The 19,370-nt window shown below is 70.3% G+C and carries 15 protein-coding genes and 1 pseudogene; 12 read left to right on the top strand and 4 right to left on the bottom strand.

Going from position 1 to position 19,370, the window contains the following annotated elements; all coding sequences use genetic code 11:
• Positions 1-98 precede the first annotated feature (98 nt).
• The 4 genes from purU to PBV52_RS06735 all read right to left on the bottom strand — a co-directional run bounded on the left by purU (position 99) and on the right by PBV52_RS06735 (position 2,259).
• Positions 99-971, bottom strand: a complete 873-nt coding sequence (gene purU, locus PBV52_RS06750; protein ID WP_274237370.1) for a formyltetrahydrofolate deformylase — start codon at positions 969-971, stop codon at positions 99-101.
• 82 nt (positions 972-1,053) lie between these two features.
• Positions 1,054-1,860 carry an IclR family transcriptional regulator gene (locus PBV52_RS06745; RefSeq protein ID WP_274237369.1) on the bottom strand — a complete coding sequence of 269 codons (807 nt, stop codon included), beginning with the start codon at positions 1,858-1,860 and terminating at the stop codon, positions 1,054-1,056.
• A gap of 37 nt (positions 1,861-1,897) precedes the next feature.
• The gene (locus tag PBV52_RS06740; protein WP_274237368.1) at positions 1,898-2,029 is read right to left on the bottom strand and encodes a cupin domain-containing protein; all 132 of its coding nucleotides are present in this window, start codon (positions 2,027-2,029) and stop codon (positions 1,898-1,900) included.
• Positions 2,026-2,259: a hypothetical protein gene (locus tag PBV52_RS06735; RefSeq protein WP_274237367.1), complete on the bottom strand. Its 234-nt coding sequence runs from the start codon at positions 2,257-2,259 to the stop codon at positions 2,026-2,028. The genes PBV52_RS06740 and PBV52_RS06735 overlap by 4 nt, the downstream gene beginning before the upstream one ends.
• A 281-nt stretch (positions 2,260-2,540) precedes the next feature.
• Here PBV52_RS06735 and PBV52_RS06730 point away from each other — a divergent pair, with 281 nt between their 5' ends.
• The 12 genes and pseudogenes from PBV52_RS06730 to PBV52_RS06670 all read left to right on the top strand — a co-directional run bounded on the left by PBV52_RS06730 (position 2,541) and on the right by PBV52_RS06670 (position 19,356).
• The gene (locus PBV52_RS06730; protein ID WP_274237366.1) at positions 2,541-3,950 is read left to right on the top strand and encodes an MFS transporter; all 1,410 of its coding nucleotides are present in this window, start codon (positions 2,541-2,543) and stop codon (positions 3,948-3,950) included.
• A gap of 391 nt (positions 3,951-4,341) precedes the next feature.
• Complete coding sequence (locus PBV52_RS06725; protein ID WP_274237365.1) at positions 4,342-5,427, top strand: S-(hydroxymethyl)mycothiol dehydrogenase; 1,086 nt, start codon at positions 4,342-4,344, stop codon at positions 5,425-5,427.
• Complete coding sequence (locus PBV52_RS06720; RefSeq protein WP_274237364.1) at positions 5,424-6,056, top strand: MBL fold metallo-hydrolase; 633 nt, start codon at positions 5,424-5,426, stop codon at positions 6,054-6,056. The genes PBV52_RS06725 and PBV52_RS06720 overlap by 4 nt, the downstream gene beginning before the upstream one ends.
• A gap of 59 nt (positions 6,057-6,115) precedes the next feature.
• Complete coding sequence (locus tag PBV52_RS06715) at positions 6,116-8,590, top strand: FAD-dependent oxidoreductase (protein WP_274237363.1); 2,475 nt, start codon at positions 6,116-6,118, stop codon at positions 8,588-8,590.
• A gap of 59 nt (positions 8,591-8,649) precedes the next feature.
• Positions 8,650-9,864 (top strand): annotated as a pseudogene (locus tag PBV52_RS51675) (FAD-dependent oxidoreductase).
• A gap of 19 nt (positions 9,865-9,883) precedes the next feature.
• Positions 9,884-11,017, top strand: coding sequence for an aromatic ring-hydroxylating dioxygenase subunit alpha (locus tag PBV52_RS06700; RefSeq protein ID WP_274237362.1), 1,134 nt, complete (start codon positions 9,884-9,886; stop codon positions 11,015-11,017).
• 175 nt (positions 11,018-11,192) lie between these two features.
• On the top strand, positions 11,193-13,874 hold the full coding sequence (locus PBV52_RS06695; RefSeq protein WP_274249299.1) for a SpoIIE family protein phosphatase: 2,682 nt from the start codon (positions 11,193-11,195) through the stop codon (positions 13,872-13,874).
• 173 nt (positions 13,875-14,047) lie between these two features.
• Complete coding sequence (locus PBV52_RS06690) at positions 14,048-15,229, top strand: NAD(P)/FAD-dependent oxidoreductase (RefSeq protein ID WP_274237361.1); 1,182 nt, start codon at positions 14,048-14,050, stop codon at positions 15,227-15,229.
• Positions 15,226-15,663: a glycine cleavage system protein GcvH gene (gene gcvH / locus PBV52_RS06685; protein ID WP_274237360.1), complete on the top strand. Its 438-nt coding sequence runs from the start codon at positions 15,226-15,228 to the stop codon at positions 15,661-15,663. Before PBV52_RS06690 ends, gcvH begins: the two co-directional genes overlap by 4 nt.
• Complete coding sequence (gene glyA / locus PBV52_RS06680; RefSeq protein WP_274237359.1) at positions 15,660-16,916, top strand: serine hydroxymethyltransferase; 1,257 nt, start codon at positions 15,660-15,662, stop codon at positions 16,914-16,916. Before gcvH ends, glyA begins: the two co-directional genes overlap by 4 nt.
• A 67-nt stretch (positions 16,917-16,983) precedes the next feature.
• Positions 16,984-18,366 (top strand): L-serine ammonia-lyase, encoded by a 1,383-nt coding sequence (locus tag PBV52_RS06675; RefSeq protein ID WP_274237358.1) that lies wholly within the window; start codon positions 16,984-16,986, stop codon positions 18,364-18,366.
• Between the two features lie 69 nt (positions 18,367-18,435).
• Entirely contained in the window at positions 18,436-19,356 is a 921-nt protein-coding gene (locus PBV52_RS06670; protein WP_274237357.1) for a GTP 3',8-cyclase MoaA, read from the top strand.
• Positions 19,357-19,370: the final 14 nt, after the last annotated feature.

Raw genomic sequence — 19,370 nt, 5'->3', positions numbered from 1 at the left:
GTGGGTCTCCAAGGGGCGCGACGGGTCCCGCGGGGGCCGTGGAAGACGGGCAGGGATGGCCGGATCCGGCCGCCCGCATGGTCGCACGGCCCACCCGGTCAGCGGAAGACCACGGTGCAGTGTCCGTTCACCAGCACCCGGCTCTCGCTGTGCCACTCGACGGCGCGGGCGAGCACCTGGGCCTCGACGTCACGGCCCATGGTGACCAGATCGTCGGGGTCGCGCGAGTGGTCCACGCGGACGACTTCCTGCTCGATGATCGGGCCCTCGTCGAGGTCGGACGTGACGTAGTGCGCCGTGGCCCCGACGAGCTTCACGCCGCGCTGGTGTGCCTGGACGTACGGCTTGGCGCCCTTGAAGCTCGGCAGGAACGAGTGGTGGATGTTGATGGCCCGGCCGTCGAGCTGCTTGCACAGGTCGTCGGAGAGGATCTGCATATAGCGGGCCAGCACCACCAGGTCGGCCTCCAGCTCGTGCACCAGCTCCAGCAGCCGCGCCTCGGCCTGGGCCTTGGTGTCCTTGGTCACCGGGATGTGGTGGAAGGGGATGCCGTAGCTCTCCGCCAGCGGTTCGAAGTCCCGGTGGTTGGAGACGATCGCCGGGATCTCGATGTTGAGTGCGCCCGTGGACTTGCGGAACAGCAGGTCGTTCAGGCAGTGGCCGAACTTCGACACCATGATCAGCGTGCGCGTCGGGGTCGAGGCGTCGTGCAGCTGCCAGGTGATCCCGTACGCCTGGCTCACCGGGCCGAAGCCGGTGCGCAGGTCCTCCAGGGAGATGCCGGGGTCCGAGACGTCGAAGTGCACCCGCATGAAGAAGCGGTCCTGCAATCGGTCGTCGAACTGCTGGCTCTCCAGGATGTTGCCCGAGTGGCTCACGAGAAAGGTGGTCACGCCGTGGACGAGACCGGCCTGGTCGGGGCAGGAAAGGGTGAGGACGAACTCACGGCCGGGCCGCGGTCGAGGAGACATGCCTTCCTCCGTCGTCGGGTGGTGCGAATTACGCAACACGATGAGCGATACGCAACATAATCGAATGGCGGTGACCGCGTGGTCAAGGGGTGGTCCGGCGGAAGTGGCCCAGACGCTCCGAGATCTCCTCGGCGGCCGACCGCACCATGGCGGAGACCTCCGGCAGTCGCTGCTCGGTCAGCCGGAAGGACGGCCCCGAGGCGCTGAGTGCCGCCAGCATCTCCCCGTTGAAGGTGAAGACCGGTGCGGCCACCGCGTTCAGCCCCTTCTCGAACTCCTCGGCGCTGTAGGCGCAGCCGTTCGCGCGGGCGCGCTTCAGCTGGGCCCGGAGGGTCTCGGGGTCGGTGACGGTGCGCGGTGTGAAGCGCTCCAGGGGCGTTGTGAGTCTGCTCGCGAGCTCGGACTCGGGCAGATGGGCCAGTAGTATCTTGCCGCTGGACGTCGCGTGCAGCGGCGTGCGCCGGCCGAGCCAGTTGTGGGTGGTGATGGCCGAGGGGCCGAGCACCTGGTCGATGTTGATGGCGGCGCCGTGGTCGAGGATGGCCAGGTTGATGGTCTCGGCGACCTGGTCCGCCAGCTGCTCGCACACCCGGCGGCTCTGCTGGGAGAGATCGACTCGGACCGTGGCGGCACCGGCCAGACGGATCAGGCCGAGGCCGAGGCGGTACTTGCCCCGCTCCTCCGTCTGCTCGATGAGTCCGCGCACCTCCAGGGCGGTGGCCAGCCGGGACGCGGTGGACTTGTGCACCCCGAGTGCGGCGGCCATGTCCGTGACGCCCGCCTCTTCGTGGCGGCCCAGGAATTCGAGAATGCCCACGGCCCGGTCGACCGACTGCACCGGGGACTCCGGCTGGTGTGAGTGCTCCGGCTGGTGCAAGGCGTCTGTCATCGCGTGACCTCACGCATGGCGGTCCCCCTGTGGACGTCTACTTGTAGATGACGAAGACCTTGCGCAGCGTCTCGTGGATCGTCCACGTGCCCTGCCGGCCCGTGGGGAACACCACGGTGGTGCCCGGGCCGACCTTGGTCGTCGTGCCGACCTTCTCCTCGCAGGTCATGCGTCCGGACAGCACGTGGATGACCCCCCGCGGTCGGCGAAGTCCCATGCGGACTCCCCGGGTTCGCACTCCCGGGTGCCGCTGACGATCCTGTCGTCGTCCGAGGCGAAGATCCGCCGGCTGCGGGTCGGCACGGGGTCGCCCAGCGGTGTGGCCGTCGGCGGTGCGGGGTCCTTCCGGCCCTCCAGTTCGTCGGAGGGCAGTGAGCCGCCGTTCAAGCTGATCGTCATGGTGCCAAGTCCGATCTTCCTGGGTTTGCGACAGGGCATTGTTTCTCTATGCAGAACAGGCATCGCAATGTGCAACATCATGCGGACGAGGTGAGGCATCGTCAAGGGCCCGGGGGTGCCTGCGCGGTGAGGGTGCGGGGCTGCATCCGTGGGAGTCGTAAGAGGTTCAGTGCCCCGTCTTGACTCCGACACGCTATCGATGTTCGGTTGCGTATGAAGAAACGCGTTTTCTGAGTCGCAACGTCGCTCAGGGTCCCCCGTCCCCCATTCCGGGAGTTCAGATGTCCATCCGTGCCGTCGACGAGGCACCCCTGAACAAGTTCCACCGAAAACTCACCTGGGCCTGTGCCGGCGGCCCGTTCCTGGACGGCTATCTGCTCAGCATCATCGGCGTCGCGCTCATCGGCATGAGCAACGAGCTGAACCTGAGTACCGGGGACGAGAGCCTCATCGGTGCCGCCGCCCTGGTCGGCATCTTCGTGGGAGGTCTGTTCTTCGGCCCCGTCACCGACAGGCTCGGCCGCGAGGCGATGTACACCATCGACCTGGCGGTGCTCGTCGGCGGCTCGTTGCTGTCGGTGTTCGCCACCGAGACCTGGCAGTTCGTCGTGCTGCGCTTCGTGCTCGGCATGGCCATCGGGGCCGACTACCCGATCGCGACGTCGCTGCTGGCCGAATGGGTGCCGAACAAACACCGGGGCCGACTGCTCGGCATCCTCATCCTGGCCTGGTACGTCGGTGCGGCGGCCGCCTATGTGGTCGGCTATGTGATGGCCGAGATCGCGGGCAACGGCTCCTGGCGGTGGATGCTCGCCTCGGGTGCCGTACTGAGCGCCCTGATCCTGCTGATGCGGATCGGTACGCCGGAGTCGCCACTGTGGCTGGTGAACAAGGGCCGTACCGCCGACGCCCAGAAGGCGATCAGGAAAGCCCTCGATCGCACCGTACCGGTCGAGGAACTGCTCGCGGCGTCGGCGGCCGAGCAGTCGGTGGAACAGAGCGGGTTCCGTGACCTGTTCCAGGGCACTTATCTGCGGCGAACGCTGTTCTGCGGGTTGTTCTACATGTGTCAGATCACGCCGATGTTCGCCCTGTACACCTTCGGCCCCTCCGTCCTGGGCTCCTTCGGGCTCGGGGAGGGCAACGAGAGCAACCTGGGCTCGGCGCTGATCAGCGTCGTGTTCGTGCTGGGCTGTATCCCCGCGCTGCGGCTGGTGGACCGGGTGGGGCGCCGCCCCGTCATCGTGTGGTCGTTCGCCCTGATGGTGGTGCCGCTCGCGGTGCTCGGCGGCGGCAACGCGCTCCCCATCGCGGTGGTCATCGTGTGCTTCTGCGCCTACGCCCTCCTGTCGGGCGGCCCCACGGTGCTGGAGTGGACGTATCCCAACGAGCTGTTCCCCACCGGTATCCGGGCCACTGCGGGAGGCGTGGCGACCTCGATCAGCCGGATCGGCGCCGCCGCCGGTACGTATCTGCTGCCGATCTCCCTGGATCGGCTGGGCATCGGTACGACCATGCTGATCGGCGCCGGGATCACCGCGGTGGGCTGGCTGGTGTCCTTCGCGTGGGCCGAGGAGACACGGGGGCGCACCCTTGCGGAGACCAGTGCCGTGCCCGGCTCCGCGCCGCCCGCGGCGGCCGACGAGGGGCGTCGCGACAGCCTGCGCGAAAGCGGGCTCGGACGCTCCTGACCGGGTAGTTCACCGCACCCGACGGCATGCGGCCGGCCGGCCTCCGAGGAGGTCGGCCGGCCGCATGACTGTGCGCGACAGGCACCCTGTCCGCGGGTGTCCGGCGTCCGTTTTCCGACGGGATGGCAACTTCGCTCGGCCAACCCCTTGACAGTGGGTGTCCACAGGGAGACAGTTTGGTCCGGCCGTTGCTTATAGCGATGAATGTTGCGCAATGTGCAACATGAGCGGCGGCTCGGCCACCGGGTTCCCCCCCCGGGCCTCCGGAGAAGTTCTCTCCCTCCCCGCGTCGACCGCTCCAGGGGGAGATCGACGCCCTCCCGCCATCCAGAACATCAGGCCGAAGATCCCGGAGATCGCATTCGGCCGTCCCTCGACGAGGAGATCGACCGTGACACACGAGGTACGCGCCGTCGTCGCCCGGCAGAAGGGCGCACCGGTCTCGGTGGAGACCATCCTGGTGCCGGACCCCGGCCCCGGTGAGGCCCTGGTGCGGGTGCAGGCGTGCGGCGTCTGCCACACCGACCTGCACTACCGGGAGGGCGGGATCAACGACGAGTTCCCCTTTCTGCTCGGCCACGAGGCCGCGGGTGTCGTCGAGTCGGTCGGCGAGGGCGTCACCGACGTCGCGCCCGGCGACTTCGTCGTCCTCAACTGGCGTGCGGTCTGCGGCACTTGTCGGGCATGCAGCAAGGGCAAGCCGTGGTACTGCTTCGCCACCCACAACGCCGGCCGGCCGATGACCCTGGCCGACGACACCCCGCTGTCCCCGGCCCTCGGCATCGGCGCCTTCGCCGAGAAGACCCTGGTCGCCGCCGGCCAATGCACCAAGGTCGACTCGACCGCCTCGCCCGCCGCGGCCGGTCTGCTCGGCTGCGGGGTGATGGCCGGGTTCGGTGCGGCGGTCAACACCGGCGGCGTGGGCCGCGGCGACTCCGTCGCGGTGATCGGCTGCGGCGGCGTGGGCATGGCCGCGATCGCCGGCGCCAAGGTGGCCGGCGCCTCCCGCATCATCGCCGTCGATGTCGACGAACGGAAGCTGAAGTGGGCCGAGCAGTTCGGCGCCACCGACACCGTCGACTCCTCCCGGACCGACGCCGTCGAGGCGATCCGTGAGCTCACCGGCGGCTTCGGCGCCGACGTCGTCGTCGACGCGGTCGGCCGCCCCGAGACCTTCAAGCAGGCTTTCTACGCCCGCGACCTGGCCGGCACCGCCGTCCTGGTCGGCGTCCCCACCCCCGAGCTGACCCTCGACCTGCCCCTGCTGGACGTCTTCGGCCGCGGCGGGGCACTGAAGTCCTCCTGGTACGGCGACTGCCTGCCCTCCCGGGACTTCCCCGCCCTGATCGACCTCTACCTCCAGGGCCGCTTCGACCTCGGCGACTTCGTCACCGAGACGATCGGTCTGGACGACGTGGAGGCCGCGTTCGCCAAGATGCACCACGGCGACGTCCTGCGCTCGGTGGTCCTCCTGTGACCGCCCACGTCGAACGCCTCGTCACCTCCGGCACCTTCGAACTGGACGGCGGCAGCTGGGAGGTCGACAACAACGTCTGGCTGATCGGCAACGACGACGAGGTCCTCGTCATCGACGCCGCGCACGATGCCGACGTGATCGCCGCCGCCGTAGGCGACCGGCGTCTGGTCGCCGTCGTGTGCACCCACTCCCACAACGACCACGTCAACGCCGCTCCGGCCCTGGCCGCCCGCTACGGCGCGCCCATCCTGCTGCACCCGGCCGACGCGGTGCTGTGGAAGACCGTGCACGGCATGCGGGTGCCCGACTTCTGGGAGCTGATCGACGGCGAGGACCTGACCGTCGCCGGCATCGAGCTCCAGGTGCTGCACACCCCCGGCCACTCTCCCGGCTCCGTCTGCCTGTACGCGCCGGAACTGGGCGCCCTGTTCTCCGGCGACACCCTCTTCCAGGGCGGCCCCGGAGCCACCGGCCGCTCCTTCTCCGACTTCGACACGATCATCGCCTCCATCCGCGACCGACTGCTCACGCTCCCCGCCGACACCACCGTCCACACCGGCCACGGCCCCACCACAACGATCGCGGCCGAGGCGCCCCACCTCGACGACTGGATCGCCCGGGACCACTGACCCCGCCCGTCACCTCAACACCAAGGCCCGTCACCGCACTACGAACCTGGAGGAAGAACATGGCGGCACAGCCGAAGGTGGTCATCATCGGCGCCGGCATCGTCGGGTGCGCCCTCAGCGACGAACTGACCGCACGCGGCTGGACGGACGTCACCGTTCTGGAGCAGGGCCCGCTCTTCGCCACGGGCGGCTCCACCTCGCACGCCCCCGGTCTGGTGTTCCAGACCAACGGGTCCAAGACGATGACCGAGTTCGCCCGGTACACGGTGGAGAAGTACAGCGCGCTGACCCTGGACGGGCAGTGGTGCTTCAACCAGGTCGGCGGCCTGGAGGTGGCCACCAGCCCGGAGCGCCTCGCGGAGATCCAGCGCCGGCACGGCTGGCTGAGCTCCTGGGGTGTCGACAGCCGTGTGCTCACGCCGGAGGAGTCCGCCGCACTGCACCCCCTGCTGGACCCCGAGCGCGTCCTCGGCGGCCTCCACATCCCCAGCGACGGACTGGCCAAGGCGCTGCGGGCGGGCGAGGCCCAGGCCCGCCTGGCCACGGCCCGCGGCGCCCGCTTCCACCCCCACCACACAGTCACCGGCATCGAGACGACCGGCGACCGGGTCAGCGCGGTCGTCACCGACCAGGGCACCTTCCCGGCCGACATCGTGGTCTCCTGCGCCGGGTTCTGGGGCCCCAGGATCGGTCGGATGGTCGGGCAGCCGGTGCCACTGGTACCCATGGCCCACCAGTACGCCCGCACCACCGAACTCCCGCTGCTCGCCGGCCGGAACGACGAGCGCACCGAGGCGTCCCTGCCGATCCTGCGCAACCAGGACGCCGGCCTGTACTACCGCGAACTCGTCGACCGGATCGGCATCGGCTCCTACGCCCACCGCCCCATGCCGGTCTCCCTGGACGACGTGGCACACCCGCGGGACGCCGTGATGCCGTCCTCCCTGGAGTTCACCGAGGCGGACTTCGAGGGCGCCTGGGCCGACTCCCTCGCCCTGCTCCCGTCCCTGGCCGACACAAAGATCGAGGAGGGCTTCAACGGCATCTTCTCCTTCACCTCCGACGGCATGCCGCTGATGGGCGAGTCGCCCAAGGTCCAGGGCTTCTGGCTCGCCGAGGCCGTCTGGGTCACCCACTCGGCCGGCGTGGCCAGGGCCATGGCCGAGTGGCTGGTCGACGGCCGGCCCGGCACCGACGTCCACGAATGCGACGTCAACCGCTTCGAGGAAGTCCAGCTGGCGCCGTCGTACGTGAACGAGCGCAGCTGCCAGAACTTCGCCGAGGTGTACGACATCCTGCACCCGCTCCAGCCGGCGGAGCGCCCGCGCCCGCTGCGGACCAGCCCCTTCCACTCCCGTCAGCAGGCCCTCGGCGCGGTCCTCCTGGAGGACGGCGGCTGGGAACGCCCACACTGGTACGAGGCCAACGCCGACCTGCCCGAGGTCGCCCGCGTCCCCGGCCGTAACGACTGGGCGTCCCGCTACTGGTCGCCGATCGCCGGTGCCGAGGCCCTCGTCACCCGTGAGCGCGTCGCCCTGTACGACATGACCCCGCTGAAGCGGCTGGAGGTCACGGGCCCCGAAGCGCTCGCCTTCCTCCAGAGGCTGACCACGAATCAGCTCGACAAGCCGGTCGGGTCGGTCACCTACACCCTGCTGCTCGACGCCGCCGGCGGTGTCCGCAGCGACCTGACCATCGCCCGCCTGGAGACCGAGCGCTTCCAGATCGGCGCCAACGGCAACCTCGACCTGGACTGGCTGCGCCGGCGCCTGCCCGAATGGGGGCACCTCCCAGCGGTAGCTGGGGGAGGCTCCGTGCAGGTACGGGACATCACCGCCGGCACCTGCTGTCTCGGCGTATGGGGGCCGCGCGCCCGCGACCTCGTCCAGCCGCTGACCGACACCGACTTCTCGCACAAGGGCTTCGGCTACTTCAAGGCCAAGCACGCCTACCTCGGCGACGTCCCGGTCACCGCGATGCGGCTGAGCTACGTCGGCGAACTGGGATGGGAGATCTACACCAGCGCCGACCTCGGCGCCAGGCTGTGGGACACCCTGTGGGAGGCCGGGCAGGAACTGGGGATCATCGCCGCCGGCCGCAGCGCCTTCAACAGCCTGCGCCTGGAGAAGGGTTACCGCTCGTGGGGCCATGACATGACCACCGAGCACAGCCCATACGAGGCCGGTCTCGGCTTCGCCGTCCGCCGCAACAAGGAGCACTTCACCGGCAAGGCCGCGCTGGAGGGCGTCAGCGACGAGACGGTCACCCGCCGGCTCACCCCGCTGGTCGTCCAGGACGGGCAGTCCGTGGTGATGGGGCACGAACCGGTGTACGTGGACGGCCGCCCGGTCGGCTACGTGACCAGCGCCGCATACGGCTACACCATCGGCGCCCCCATCGCGTACGCCTGGCTGCCCGCCGAACACTCCGCCCCCGGAACCCCGGTGGAGATCGAGTACTTCGGCGTCAAGGTCCCGGCCGTCACCGCCGTCGAGCCTCTGTTCGACGCCGAGATGTCCCGCATCCGCCGCTGAACCGGCCCGTGCGCCGGCAGCACCAACCCTCATCGGCAAGGTTTCCAGGAGATGGACACATGGCCACTTCGTACGATGTGATCGTCGTCGGCCTGGGCGGGATGGGCAGCGCAGCCGCCCATCCCCTCACCGCCCGCGGTCAGCGCGTACTCGGCCTGGCCCACGACCTCGGCTCCAGCCACGGCACATCCCGCATTACCGCCAGGCATACTTCGAGGACCCGGCCTACCTACCGCTCGTGGTGTCAGGGCATGACCACCGAGCACAACCGTTCCTTTGGACTGAGCAGGAGCGAGTCCGCTCAGCCGCACGCCCCGAACGGTCTTGGGCGCACTGGATCCCCGGCGTACTCAGCCCCGGGTCGGCGACACGGATCCTGTCCGTGGTCCGGGCCCAGGAGGCCGGTTCCCTGTGCGACCTGGCCAATGGGTACGGCCAGAGGTAACGGGGAGGCCCCGAACCATCACTCCGGTGGAGCGGGGGCCCCGCACGCTGGCGCCGTACCCGGCGTCCCAGATCGCTCGATCACCGTAGCCCGAACAGCCCACAACGCCGCAAGTCCGGCAGTCGATCATCACGCGATCGAGCTAATGTACGTTCCTCGACGAGCAGTTCTCCACTTCGCGGAACTCGTCCTCGGCTGGGAGGCCGACGGCCCGGGCGGCAGAGCCTGGGTGGTCACCGACCGCGGCGCCTACACCGCCGACCGGCTGGTCATCGCCCCCGGGGCCTGGGCGCCCAGGCTCCTGACCGACCTCGGTGTGCGCGTGACGGTGGAGCGTCAGGTCATGTACTGGTTCCAACCGGAGGGCGGAACCCGCCCGTTCACCGCCGACCGGCACCCCGTGTACATCTGGGAGGACCCGGACGGCACCCAGATCTACGGCTTCCCCTCGCTCGACGGCCCCGACGGCCCCGACGGCGGCGCCAAGGTCGCCTTCTTCCGCAAGGGCGATTCCTGCGACCCCGACCACCTCGACCGCCGGAGCCACCCGGACGAGATCGCGGCCATGGCCGCGTACCTGCGCCCGCGCATCCCCACCCTGCCCGGCCGCTACCTCAAGGCCGCGGCCTGCATGTACGCCAACACCCCGGACGAGCACTTCGTCCTGGCACGGCACCCCGAGCATCCGCAGGTGACGGTGGCCTGCGGATTCTCCGGCCACGGGTTCAAGTTCGTCCCCGTCATCGGCGAGATCCTCGCCGATCTGGCCACCGAAGGCACCACCGAGCACCCCATCGCCCTGTTCGACCCTCGCCGCGTGCGCGTCTGACATTTCCGAAGGTGACGAGATGACCATTACGAAGCTGCCGCCCAGCCTGATCCCCACGCTGTCCGGTGAGTACTACACCGATACCGAGGTCTTCGCCCAGGAGCAGGAGCGGGTCTTCGAGGCCATGTGGTTCTGTGTGGCTCGCGCCGCCGAGCTGGACAAGCCCGGTGCCTTCCGCACCTACCAGGTGGGCCGCGAGAGCGTACTGATCTCCCGCTCGCGGGACGGCTCGATCAAGGGCTTCCTCAACATCTGTCGGCACCGCGGCGCCAAGCTCTGCACCGAGGAGTCCGGCGAGGTCAAGCGGGCCTTCCAGTGTCCGTACCACGCCTGGACCTACGGCCTGGACGGCAAGCTGGTCGCCGCGCCCAACCTGACGTCGATGCCGGACATCGACCGGACCGAGTACGGCCTGATCAACGTCCATGTGCGGGAGTGGCTCGGCTATGTGTGGGTGTGCCTCGCCGACGAGCCGCCGTCCTTCGAGGCCGACGTGCAGGGCGCGATCGTCGAGCGGCTCGGCGACCTGGAGTCGATCGAGCGGTACGGCATAGACGACCTGAAGCTGGGCCGCCGCATCACCTACGACGTGAAGGCCAACTGGAAGCTCGTCATCGAGAACTTCATGGAGTGCTACCACTGCGCCACCATCCACCCCGAACTCACCGAGGTGCTCCCCGAGTTCGCGGACGGCTACGCCGCCCAGTACTACGTGGGCCACGGCGCCGAGTTCGGTGAGGACGTCCAGGGCTTCACCGTCGACGGCTCCGAGGGCCTGGACCGCATCCCCGGCGTCGCCGACGACCAGGACCGCCGCTACTACGCGATCACCGTCCGGCCGCAGGTCTTCATCAACCTCGTGCCCGACCACGTGATCTTCCACCGGATGTACCCGATGGCGCCCGACCGCACGGTCGTCGAGTGCGACTGGCTGTACCTGCCGCACGTCGTGGAGAGCGGCAAGGACGTGGACCGTTCGGTGGAGCTGTTCCACCGGGTCAACCAGCAGGACTTCGACGCCTGTGAGCGCACCCAGCCGGCGATGAGCTCGAAGGCGTACGCCAAGGGCGGCGTGCTGGTGCCCAGCGAGCACCACATCGGCGAGTTCCACACCTGGCTCCAGAACAAGCTGAAGGTGCGTCCCACGCACTGATCCCACCCCCGGTACCGCCCGCCCACCTGCTGTTGCGGCCCCTCCGGCAGGTGGGCGGGCCATTGGTCTGTCGTGCGGAGTTCCGGCAGGGCAGGGGGGCGACGGAACATTGACGGCCAATACTTGAAGCATGGACAGGTCCAGATCGCGGCGACCCTCGGTACGTCTGCCCTCCATGCTGAGCGTGCACAGCGTCGCGGGCCAGGTGTTCATCCTCCAGGTGGCCGTCGTCCTGCTGCTGGTGATCGCCGCGCTGACGGCCCTTGTGCTCCAGGCCCGGAACGCGAGCCTCCGGGAGGCGAACGAGCGCTCGCTCGTCGGCGCCGAGACCTTCGCGCATGCCCCGGGGACGCTGGCCGCCATGAAGTCCCCCGACCCCAGCGCCCTGCTCCAGCCACAGGCGGAAGCGGCCCGGAAGGACTCCGGGGTGGCCTACATCATCGCGTTCGACACGAAGGGCATCCGCTGGACCCACCCCGACCCGAACCTCATCGGCAAGCACGTCGTCGGCTCCTACGCCGAGGCGCTCGCCGGCCGTGTGCACCAGGAGACCTATGACACGCCCGGCATCGGCCGTGCCGCGGACTCGATGGTTCCGGTCTTCGACACCGACGGCAAGGTCGTCGGGCTGGTGTCCGTCGGCATCACGCTCAGCAGCATCAACGAGCAGGTGACGGACCAGCTGCCGCTGCTGATCGGCTCCGCCGTCGGCGGGCTGGCGCTGGTCACGGGCGGAACGGCGCTGGTGAGCCGGCGGCTGCGGCGGCAGACCCATGGTCTGGATCCGGCCGAGATGACACGGATGTACGAGCACCACGACGCGGTCCTGCACTCGGTACGCGAGGGCGTGGTCGTCGTCAGCGGCGAGGGGCGCCTGCTGCTGGCCAACGACGAGGCGCGCCGACTGCTGGACCTCCCCGAGGACGGGGAAGGCCGACGGGTCACCGACATCGGGCTGGCCCCGCGTGCCACCGCCCTGCTGACCTCGGACCGCGTGGCCACCGACGAGGTGATCCTGGCCGGGGAGCGGCTCCTGGCCGTCAACCTGCGGCCGACCGCCCCGAGCGGGAGCGTGGCCACCCTGCGGGACACCACCGAACTGCGCGCCCTGGCGGGCCGTGCCGAGGTGGCCCGCGAACGCCTACAGCTGCTCTACGACGCCGGGGTGCGCATCGGCACCACGCTGGACGTGGTGCGCACCGCCGAGGAACTGGCCGAGACCGCGGTTCCCCGGTTCGCCGACTACGTCACCGTCGAGCTGCTGGACGCGGTCCGGCAGGGCGAGGAACCGAACGGCGACGCGAGCCCCACCATGGACCGCATCGCCGTACGCGGCGTCCGGGACGATCACCCGCTGATCCCGGCGGGGGAGCGGATCACCTTCGTGCCGACCATGCCGCAGGTGCAGGGCCTGCACACCGGTCACGCCGTGCTGCTGCCCGATCTGAGCGACGCGCCGGGCTGGCACGCGCAGGATCCGGAGCGGGCACGGCGCGTGCTGGACTTCGGTATCCACTCCCTGATCACGGTGCCGTTGCAGGCCCGCGACACGGTGCTCGGCATGGTGGACTTCTGGCGCTCGGACCGCGAGCCGTTCACGCGGGACGATCTCGCCTTCGCCGAGGAGCTGGCCGCGCGTGCCGCGGTCGCCGTCGACAACGCCCGCCGCTTCACCCGCGAGCACACCATGGCGGTCACCCTGCAACGCAGCCTGCTGCCGCGCGGTCTGCCCGAGCAGTCGGGCCTGGAGGCGGCCTACCGATATCTGCCCGCCCAGGCCGGGGTCGGCGGGGACTGGTTCGACGTCATTCCGCTGCCCGGCGCCCGCGTCGCCCTCGTCGTCGGCGACGTCGTCGGCCATGGTCTGCACGCGGCCGCGACCATGGGCCGCCTGCGCACCGCGGTCCACAACTTCTGTGCTCTCGACCTCTCCCCGGACGAGCTCCTGAGCCACCTGGACGAGCTGGTGGTGCGCATCGACGAGAGGGAGACCAGCGACGGGGAGAGCGAGGCCATCACCGGGGCCACCTGCCTGTTCGCGATCTACGACCCGGTCTCCGGCCACTGCACGGTCGCCCGGGCCGGCCACCCCGGGCCCGCCCTGGTCCACCCCGACGGCTCCGTCTCGTTCCCCGACGTCCCGGTCTCACCACCGCTCGGCCTGGGCGCCGGCCTGCCGGTCGAGACCGCCGAACTCCAGCTGCCCGACGGCTCCCGGCTCGCCCTGTACACCGACGGGCTCGTCGAGGACCGCGACCGGGACATGGGCGTCGGCCTCGAACTCCTCAGGCAGGCCCTGGCGCACCCCGACCGGACCCCGGAACAGGACTGTCAGGCGGTGTTCGACGCCCTGCTGCCCGACCGCCCCCGTGACGACATCGCCCTCCTGGTGGCCCGCACCGAACGGCTCGACCCGGACCGGGTCGCCGACTGGGACGTACCCTCCGACCCCGCCGTCCTCGGCCCCATCCGTGCCGCCTGCGCCCGCCGGCTCCGGGAGTGGGGCCTGGACGAGATCGCCTTCACCACCGAGCTCATCCTCAGCGAACTGGTCACCAACGCCATCCGCTACGGCGGCGATCCCATCTGCCTGCGGCTGTTGTACGACCGGGACAGCCTGATCTGCGAGGTCGCCGACGGCAGCAGCACGTCCCCGCATCTGCGCCGCGCGGCCACCACCGACGAGGGCGGCCGAGGGCTGTTCCTCGTCGCCCAGTTCGCCCGGCGCTGGGGTACCCGGTACACCGATCGCGGCAAGGTCATCTGGAGCGAGCAGTGCCTGGACGCCGCCGAGACCGAGCTCGACGAAGCCATGGGCGACCTGCTCTTGGACCAGTGGGACGAGCCGACGCCGTAACCGTGAACTCTCGGATTCTCCGTCCCGCGTAGGTTGCGAATCGCGCAACGTGAAGCATCATCAGGAATTGATATGTGACGCCTCCCTTGACAACGCCCGCACCGCGCGGAAAGCATGTTGCGTATAGCGAATGTCGTTGTGTTATGTGAGACAACTCCCCGTCTGGAGCCGGCATGAGGAGCATCACCGTCGTCGGAGCGTCGCTGGCAGGACTGAGCACGGTCCGCGCGCTGCGCGCAGAGGGCTATGACGGCGAGATCGTCGTCGTGGGGGAGGAGCGCCACACCCCCTACGACCGACCCCCGCTGTCCAAGGACTTCCTCAAGGGGGACATCGACGCCGAGGGGCTCGCGCTCGGCGACGCGGACGAGTACGAGATCCTGGACGCGCAGTGGCTGCTCGGCGAGCGCGCCGTGCGGCTCGACTCCGTCGCCCGCACCGTCACCCTGGCCGGCGGACGCCATGTGCGCACCGACGGTGTCGTCATCGCGACCGGCGCCACCCCCCGCACTCTCCCCGGCACCGACGGTCTGGCGGGCGTCCACACCCTGCGCACCCTGGACGACGCCCAGGCCCTGCGCGCCGAACTGCTCGACGGCCTGCCCCGGGTCGTCGTCATCGGCGCCGGGTTCATCGGTGCCGAGGTGGCCTCCACCGCACACCGGCTCGGGCTCCACGTCACCGTCGTCGAGGCGCTCCCCGTACCCCTGGAGCGCCAACTCGGGCGTGAGATGGGGCTGGTGGTCTCCTCGCTCCACAGTGATCACGGGGTTCAGCTGCTGTGCGGAACCGGTGTGGCCGAACTGATCGGCGAGGGCCGGGTCACGGGCGTACGGCTGGCGGACGGGCGGGTGCTGCCCGCCGACATCGTCGTGGCCGGTGTGGGAGTGCGGCCCAACACCGACTGGTTGGCCGGCTCCGGGGTGCAGGTGGACGACGGCGTCGTGTGCGACTCCGGCTGTTCCACCGGCATCCCAGGCGTGGTCGCCGTCGGTGACGTCGCCCGCTGCCCCAACCCGTTCACCGGACGGCACGCCCGCATCGAGCACTGGAGCAACGCCACCGAGCAGGCGAAGACCGCCGCCCGCACACTGCTGACCGGTGTGCCGGCCGCCGCCCCGCTCAGCGCGCCGTACTTCTGGTCCGACCAGTACCAAAGCCGCATCCAGGTCGCCGGATACGTCGTCCCCGGTGCCGAGCCCGAGGTCGTCGAGGGCGACATCGACAGCCGCACCTTCACGGCCGTCTACCGGCGCGAGGGCACCCCCGTCGCCGTGCTCTCCCTCAACCAGCCGAAGTTCTTCAACCGGCTCCGCCGCACCCTCGTCCCCGCCGCCGCGGCCGTCGTGTCATGACCTCCGCGCCCCAACTCTCCCGGGGATCCGCAGGGGAGACCGACACGAGCATTCCGCGACACCTGCGTTACACCTGGGACCACGAGTGGCTCGTCGTGGACGAGGGCAACGCCACCGTCGGCATCACCGCGTTCGCGGCGAAGGCCCTCGGTGATGTGGTCGACCTCCGTCTGCCCGCGGTCGGTTCCTGGGTCGAGGCGGGGGAGAGCTGCGGGCGGATCGAGTCACTGACCGCCGTCAGCGGCCTGTACGCCCCCGCCTCGGGCCGGGTCCTGGAAGTCAACACCGCGCTGGCCGACGACCCCGGCGTCGTCAACGCCGCCCCCTACACCGGCGGCTGGCTGTTCCGGCTGCGCGTCGAGAACATCGCCGGCGCGCTGACCCCCGATGCCTACGCCGCCCACTGTGCCCACACCCAAGGAGACCGCCGATGACCCTGTTCAACCAGCCCCTGCACGAGCTGGACCCGGCCATCGCCGCCGCGCTCGACGCCGAGCTGGAGCGCCAGCAGTCCACCCTGGAGATGATCGCCTCCGAGAACTTCGCGCCGGTCGCGGTCATGGAGGCGCAGGGCTCGGTCGCCACCAACAAGTACGCCGAGGGCTACCCGGGCCGGCGCTACTACGGCGGATGTGAGCACGTCGACGTCGCCGAGCAGATCGCCATCGACCGGGTCAAGGAGCTGTTCGGCGCCGAGTACGCCAACGTCCAGCCCCACTCCGGCGCCTCCGCCAACCAGGCCGCCCTGTTCGCCCTCGCCCAGCCCGGCGACACCATCCTCGGACTGGACCTGGCGCACGGCGGTCACCTCACCCACGGGATGCGGCTGAACTTCTCCGGCAAGCAGTTCAACGTGGTCCCGTACCACGTGGACGACTCCGGTCTCGTGGACATGGCCGAGGTCGAGCGGCTCGCCAAGGAGCACCGGCCGAAGGTGATCATCGCCGGCTGGTCGGCGTATCCGCGGCAGCTGGACTTCGCCGAGTTCCGCCGGATCGCCGACGAGGTCGAGGCGTACCTGTGGGTCGACATGGCGCACTTCGCCGGTCTGGTCGCGGCGGGCCTGCACCCCAACCCGGTCGAGTACGCGGACGTCGTCACCTCCACCACCCACAAGACCCTGGGCGGCCCGCGCGGCGGCATCATCCTCGCCAAGCAGGCCTTCGCGAAGAAGCTGAACTCGTCCGTCTTCCCGGGCTTCCAGGGCGGCCCCCTGGAGCACGTGATCGCGGCCAAGGCGGTCTCCTTCAAGGTCGCCGCGAGCGAGGAGTTCAAGGAGCGCCAGCGCCGCACGGTCGACGGCGCCCGCATCCTCGCCGAGCGCCTGACGGCCGCCGACGCCCGTGAGGCCGGCGTGAACGTGCTGTCCGGCGGCACGGACGTGCACCTGATCCTGGTCGACCTGCGCGAGTCCGAGCTGGACGGCCAGCAGGCCGAGGACCGTCTCCACGAGGTCGGCATCACGGTCAACCGCAACGCCGTCCCGAACGACCCGCGCCCGCCGATGGTGACCTCGGGCCTGCGCATCGGCACCCCGGCCCTGGCCACCCGTGGCTTCCAGGCCGAGGACTTCGCCGAGGTCGCGGACGTCATCGCCGCGGCACTGAAGCCGGCGTACGACGCCGAAGCGCTCAAGGCCCGGGTCAAGGCGCTGGCGGACAAGCACCCGCTGTACCCCGGCCTGTAACCGACCCCCTCCCGCAGGGGCGTGCCGTGACCGCTCGGCACGCCCCGCCAATCTCACGGAGTATGGCGTGGCAATCAGCGTCTTCGACCTGTTCTCCATAGGCATCGGCCCGTCCAGTTCGCACACCGTCGGACCGATGCGCGCCGCCGGGATGTTCGTCGCCCGGCTGAAGCAGGACGGCGTGCTCGCCCAGACCGCCGCGGTGCGGGCGGAGTTGTTCGGCTCCCTCGGCGCCACCGGCCACGGCCACGGCACGCCCAAGGCGGTGCTGCTGGGCCTGGAGGGCTACGAGCCGCACACGGTCGACGTCGCCCGGGCCGAACTGGACGTCGAGCGGATCCGCGGCACCGGACGCATTCGCCTCCTCGGTGCCGAGATCGGCCCGGCCCACGAGATCGACTTCGACGCCTCGACCCAGCTGGTCCTGCACCGCCGGCGATCGCTGCCGTACCACGCCAACGGCATGATCCTCTTCGCGTACGACGGCGACGGCGTACCGCTGCTGGAGAAGACGTACTACTCCGTGGGCGGGGGCTTCGTCGTCGACGAGGACGCGGTCGGCGCGGACCGCATCAAGCCCGACGACACGGTGCCGGCCCACCCGTTCAGCACCGGCGACGACCTGCTGCGCCTCACGAAGGAGACCGGCCTGTCGATCTCCGCGCTGATGCTGGAGAACGAGAAGGCATGGCGCACCGAGGAGGAGATCCGTGCGGGCCTGCTGGAGATCTGGCGGGTCATGGAGGCATGTGTCGCACGCGGACTCGGCCGTGAGGGCATCCTCCCCGGCGGTCTGAAGGTCCGTCGGCGGGCCGCGTCGGCGGCCCGGGCGCTGCGCAGCGAGGGTGACCCGGCGGGCCGCGCCATGGAATGGGTGACCCTCTACGCGATGGCCGTGAACGAGGAGAACGCCGCGGGCGGCCGGGTCGTGACCGCCCCGACCAACGGCGCGGCCGGCATCATCCCCGCCGTCCTTCAGTACTTCCTCGCCTTCGTGCCGGGCGCCGACGAGGAAGGCATCGTGCGCTTCCTCCTCGCGGCGGGCGCCATCGGCCTGCTGTTCAAGGAGAACGCGTCCATCTCCGGCGCCGAGGTCGGCTGCCAGGGCGAGGTCGGCTCGGCCTGCTCGATGGCCGCCGGTGGTCTCGCCGAGGTCCTCGGCGGCAGCCCCGAACAGGTCGAGAACGCCGCCGAGATCGGCATGGAGCACAACCTCGGCCTCACCTGCGACCCGGTCGGCGGCCTCGTCCAGATCCCCTGCATCGAGCGCAACGGCATGGCCGCGGTCAAGGCCGTCACCGCCGCCCGCATGGCGCTGCGCGGCGACGGCCGCCACCACGTCTCCCTCGACAAGGTCATCAAGACCATGAAGGAGACCGGCGCCGACATGAAGGTCAAGTACAAGGAGACCGCCCGCGGCGGCCTCGCCGTCAACGTCATCGAGTGCTGAGGAGACGGACGCGGCGGGGGAAGGCCGAAGCAGGAGAAGGACCGAGCGGGAGAGAAAGGGCCGCAGCCAATGCCCATCGACACCTACGGCCGAGTCGCCACCGACCTGCGGGTCTCGCTCACCGACGTGGGGGTCCCCCCGCTCGAGCGAAGCCGAGAGTGGGGGAGCAACCTGCGCTGCACGTACTGCATGCCGGAACAGGGCCTGCGCCGGCTGGCCAACCCCGACCTGCTCACGGACGACGAGGTCGTACGGCTCGTCCGGATCGCGGTCACCGAACTCGGCGTGGACGAGGTCCGGTTCACCGGCGGCGAGCCGCTGCTGCGCCCCGGCCTCGTCGGGATCGTCGAGCGGTGCGCCGCCCTCGCACCGCGCCCCCGGCTGTCGCTGACCATCAACGGCATCGGCCTGGAGCGCACCGCCGAAGCCCTGGGGCACGCCGGCCTGGACCGGGTCAACGTCTCGCTGGACACGCTGCGCCCCGCCGTCTTCAAGGCCCTGACCCGGCGGGACCGCCACCACGACGTGCTGCGGGGCTTGGCCGCGGCCCAGGCCGCCGGGCTCACCCCGGTGAAGGTCAACGCCGTCCTGATGCCCGGACTCAACGACGACGAGGCACCCGAACTGCTCGCGTGGGCCATGGAGAACGACTACGAACTCCGGTTCGTCGAGCAGGTGCCGCTCGACGCCCAGCACGGCCGGCAGCGCGACGGCATGATCACCGCCGGGGACGTACTGGAGAGCCTGCGCACCCGTTTCACGCTCACCCCCGAGCCGGATGAGGCGCGCGGCTCCGCGCCCGCCGAGCGCTGGATCGTCGACGGCGGCCCGGCCCGGGTCGCTGTCATCGCCTCACTGCGCTCCGGGGTGCCGGACGAGGAGATCGCGGGGCTGTGGAAGCGCGCGATGTGGGGGAAGAAGGCCGGCTCCGGACTCGACGAGCCGTCCTTCCGGCAGCCCGACCGGCCGATGTCGGCCATCGGGGGCTGACGGCCGAGCCCGTA

The organism is Streptomyces sp. T12, assembly GCF_028736035.1.
In the GTDB taxonomy this organism is placed as follows: Bacteria; Actinomycetota; Actinomycetes; order Streptomycetales; family Streptomycetaceae; genus Streptomyces.
Note: the sequence above shows the minus strand (reverse complement) of the source record. Positions and strands in the feature narration are given on the sequence as shown.

Bases quoted from the DNA above. Each gene is read 5' to 3' on its own strand.
- purU (WP_274237370.1), bottom strand. From the start codon at position 971: ATGTCTCCTCGACCGCGGCCCGGCCGTGAGTTCGTCCTCACCCTTTCC.
- PBV52_RS06745 (WP_274237369.1), bottom strand. From the start codon at position 1,860: ATGACAGACGCCTTGCACCAGCCGGAGCACTCACACCAGCCGGAGTCC.
- PBV52_RS06740 (WP_274237368.1), bottom strand. From the start codon at position 2,029: ATGACCTGCGAGGAGAAGGTCGGCACGACGACCAAGGTCGGCCCGGGC.
- PBV52_RS06735 (WP_274237367.1), bottom strand. From the start codon at position 2,259: ATGACGATCAGCTTGAACGGCGGCTCACTGCCCTCCGACGAACTGGAG.
- PBV52_RS06730 (WP_274237366.1), top strand. From the start codon at position 2,541: ATGTCCATCCGTGCCGTCGACGAGGCACCCCTGAACAAGTTCCACCGA.
- PBV52_RS06715 (WP_274237363.1), top strand. From the start codon at position 6,116: ATGGCGGCACAGCCGAAGGTGGTCATCATCGGCGCCGGCATCGTCGGG.
- PBV52_RS06700 (WP_274237362.1), top strand. From the start codon at position 9,884: ATGACCATTACGAAGCTGCCGCCCAGCCTGATCCCCACGCTGTCCGGT.
- PBV52_RS06695 (WP_274249299.1), top strand. From the start codon at position 11,193: ATGCTGAGCGTGCACAGCGTCGCGGGCCAGGTGTTCATCCTCCAGGTG.
- PBV52_RS06690 (WP_274237361.1), top strand. From the start codon at position 14,048: ATGAGGAGCATCACCGTCGTCGGAGCGTCGCTGGCAGGACTGAGCACG.
- gcvH (WP_274237360.1), top strand. From the start codon at position 15,226: ATGACCTCCGCGCCCCAACTCTCCCGGGGATCCGCAGGGGAGACCGAC.
- glyA (WP_274237359.1), top strand. From the start codon at position 15,660: ATGACCCTGTTCAACCAGCCCCTGCACGAGCTGGACCCGGCCATCGCC.
- PBV52_RS06670 (WP_274237357.1), top strand. From the start codon at position 18,436: ATGCCCATCGACACCTACGGCCGAGTCGCCACCGACCTGCGGGTCTCG.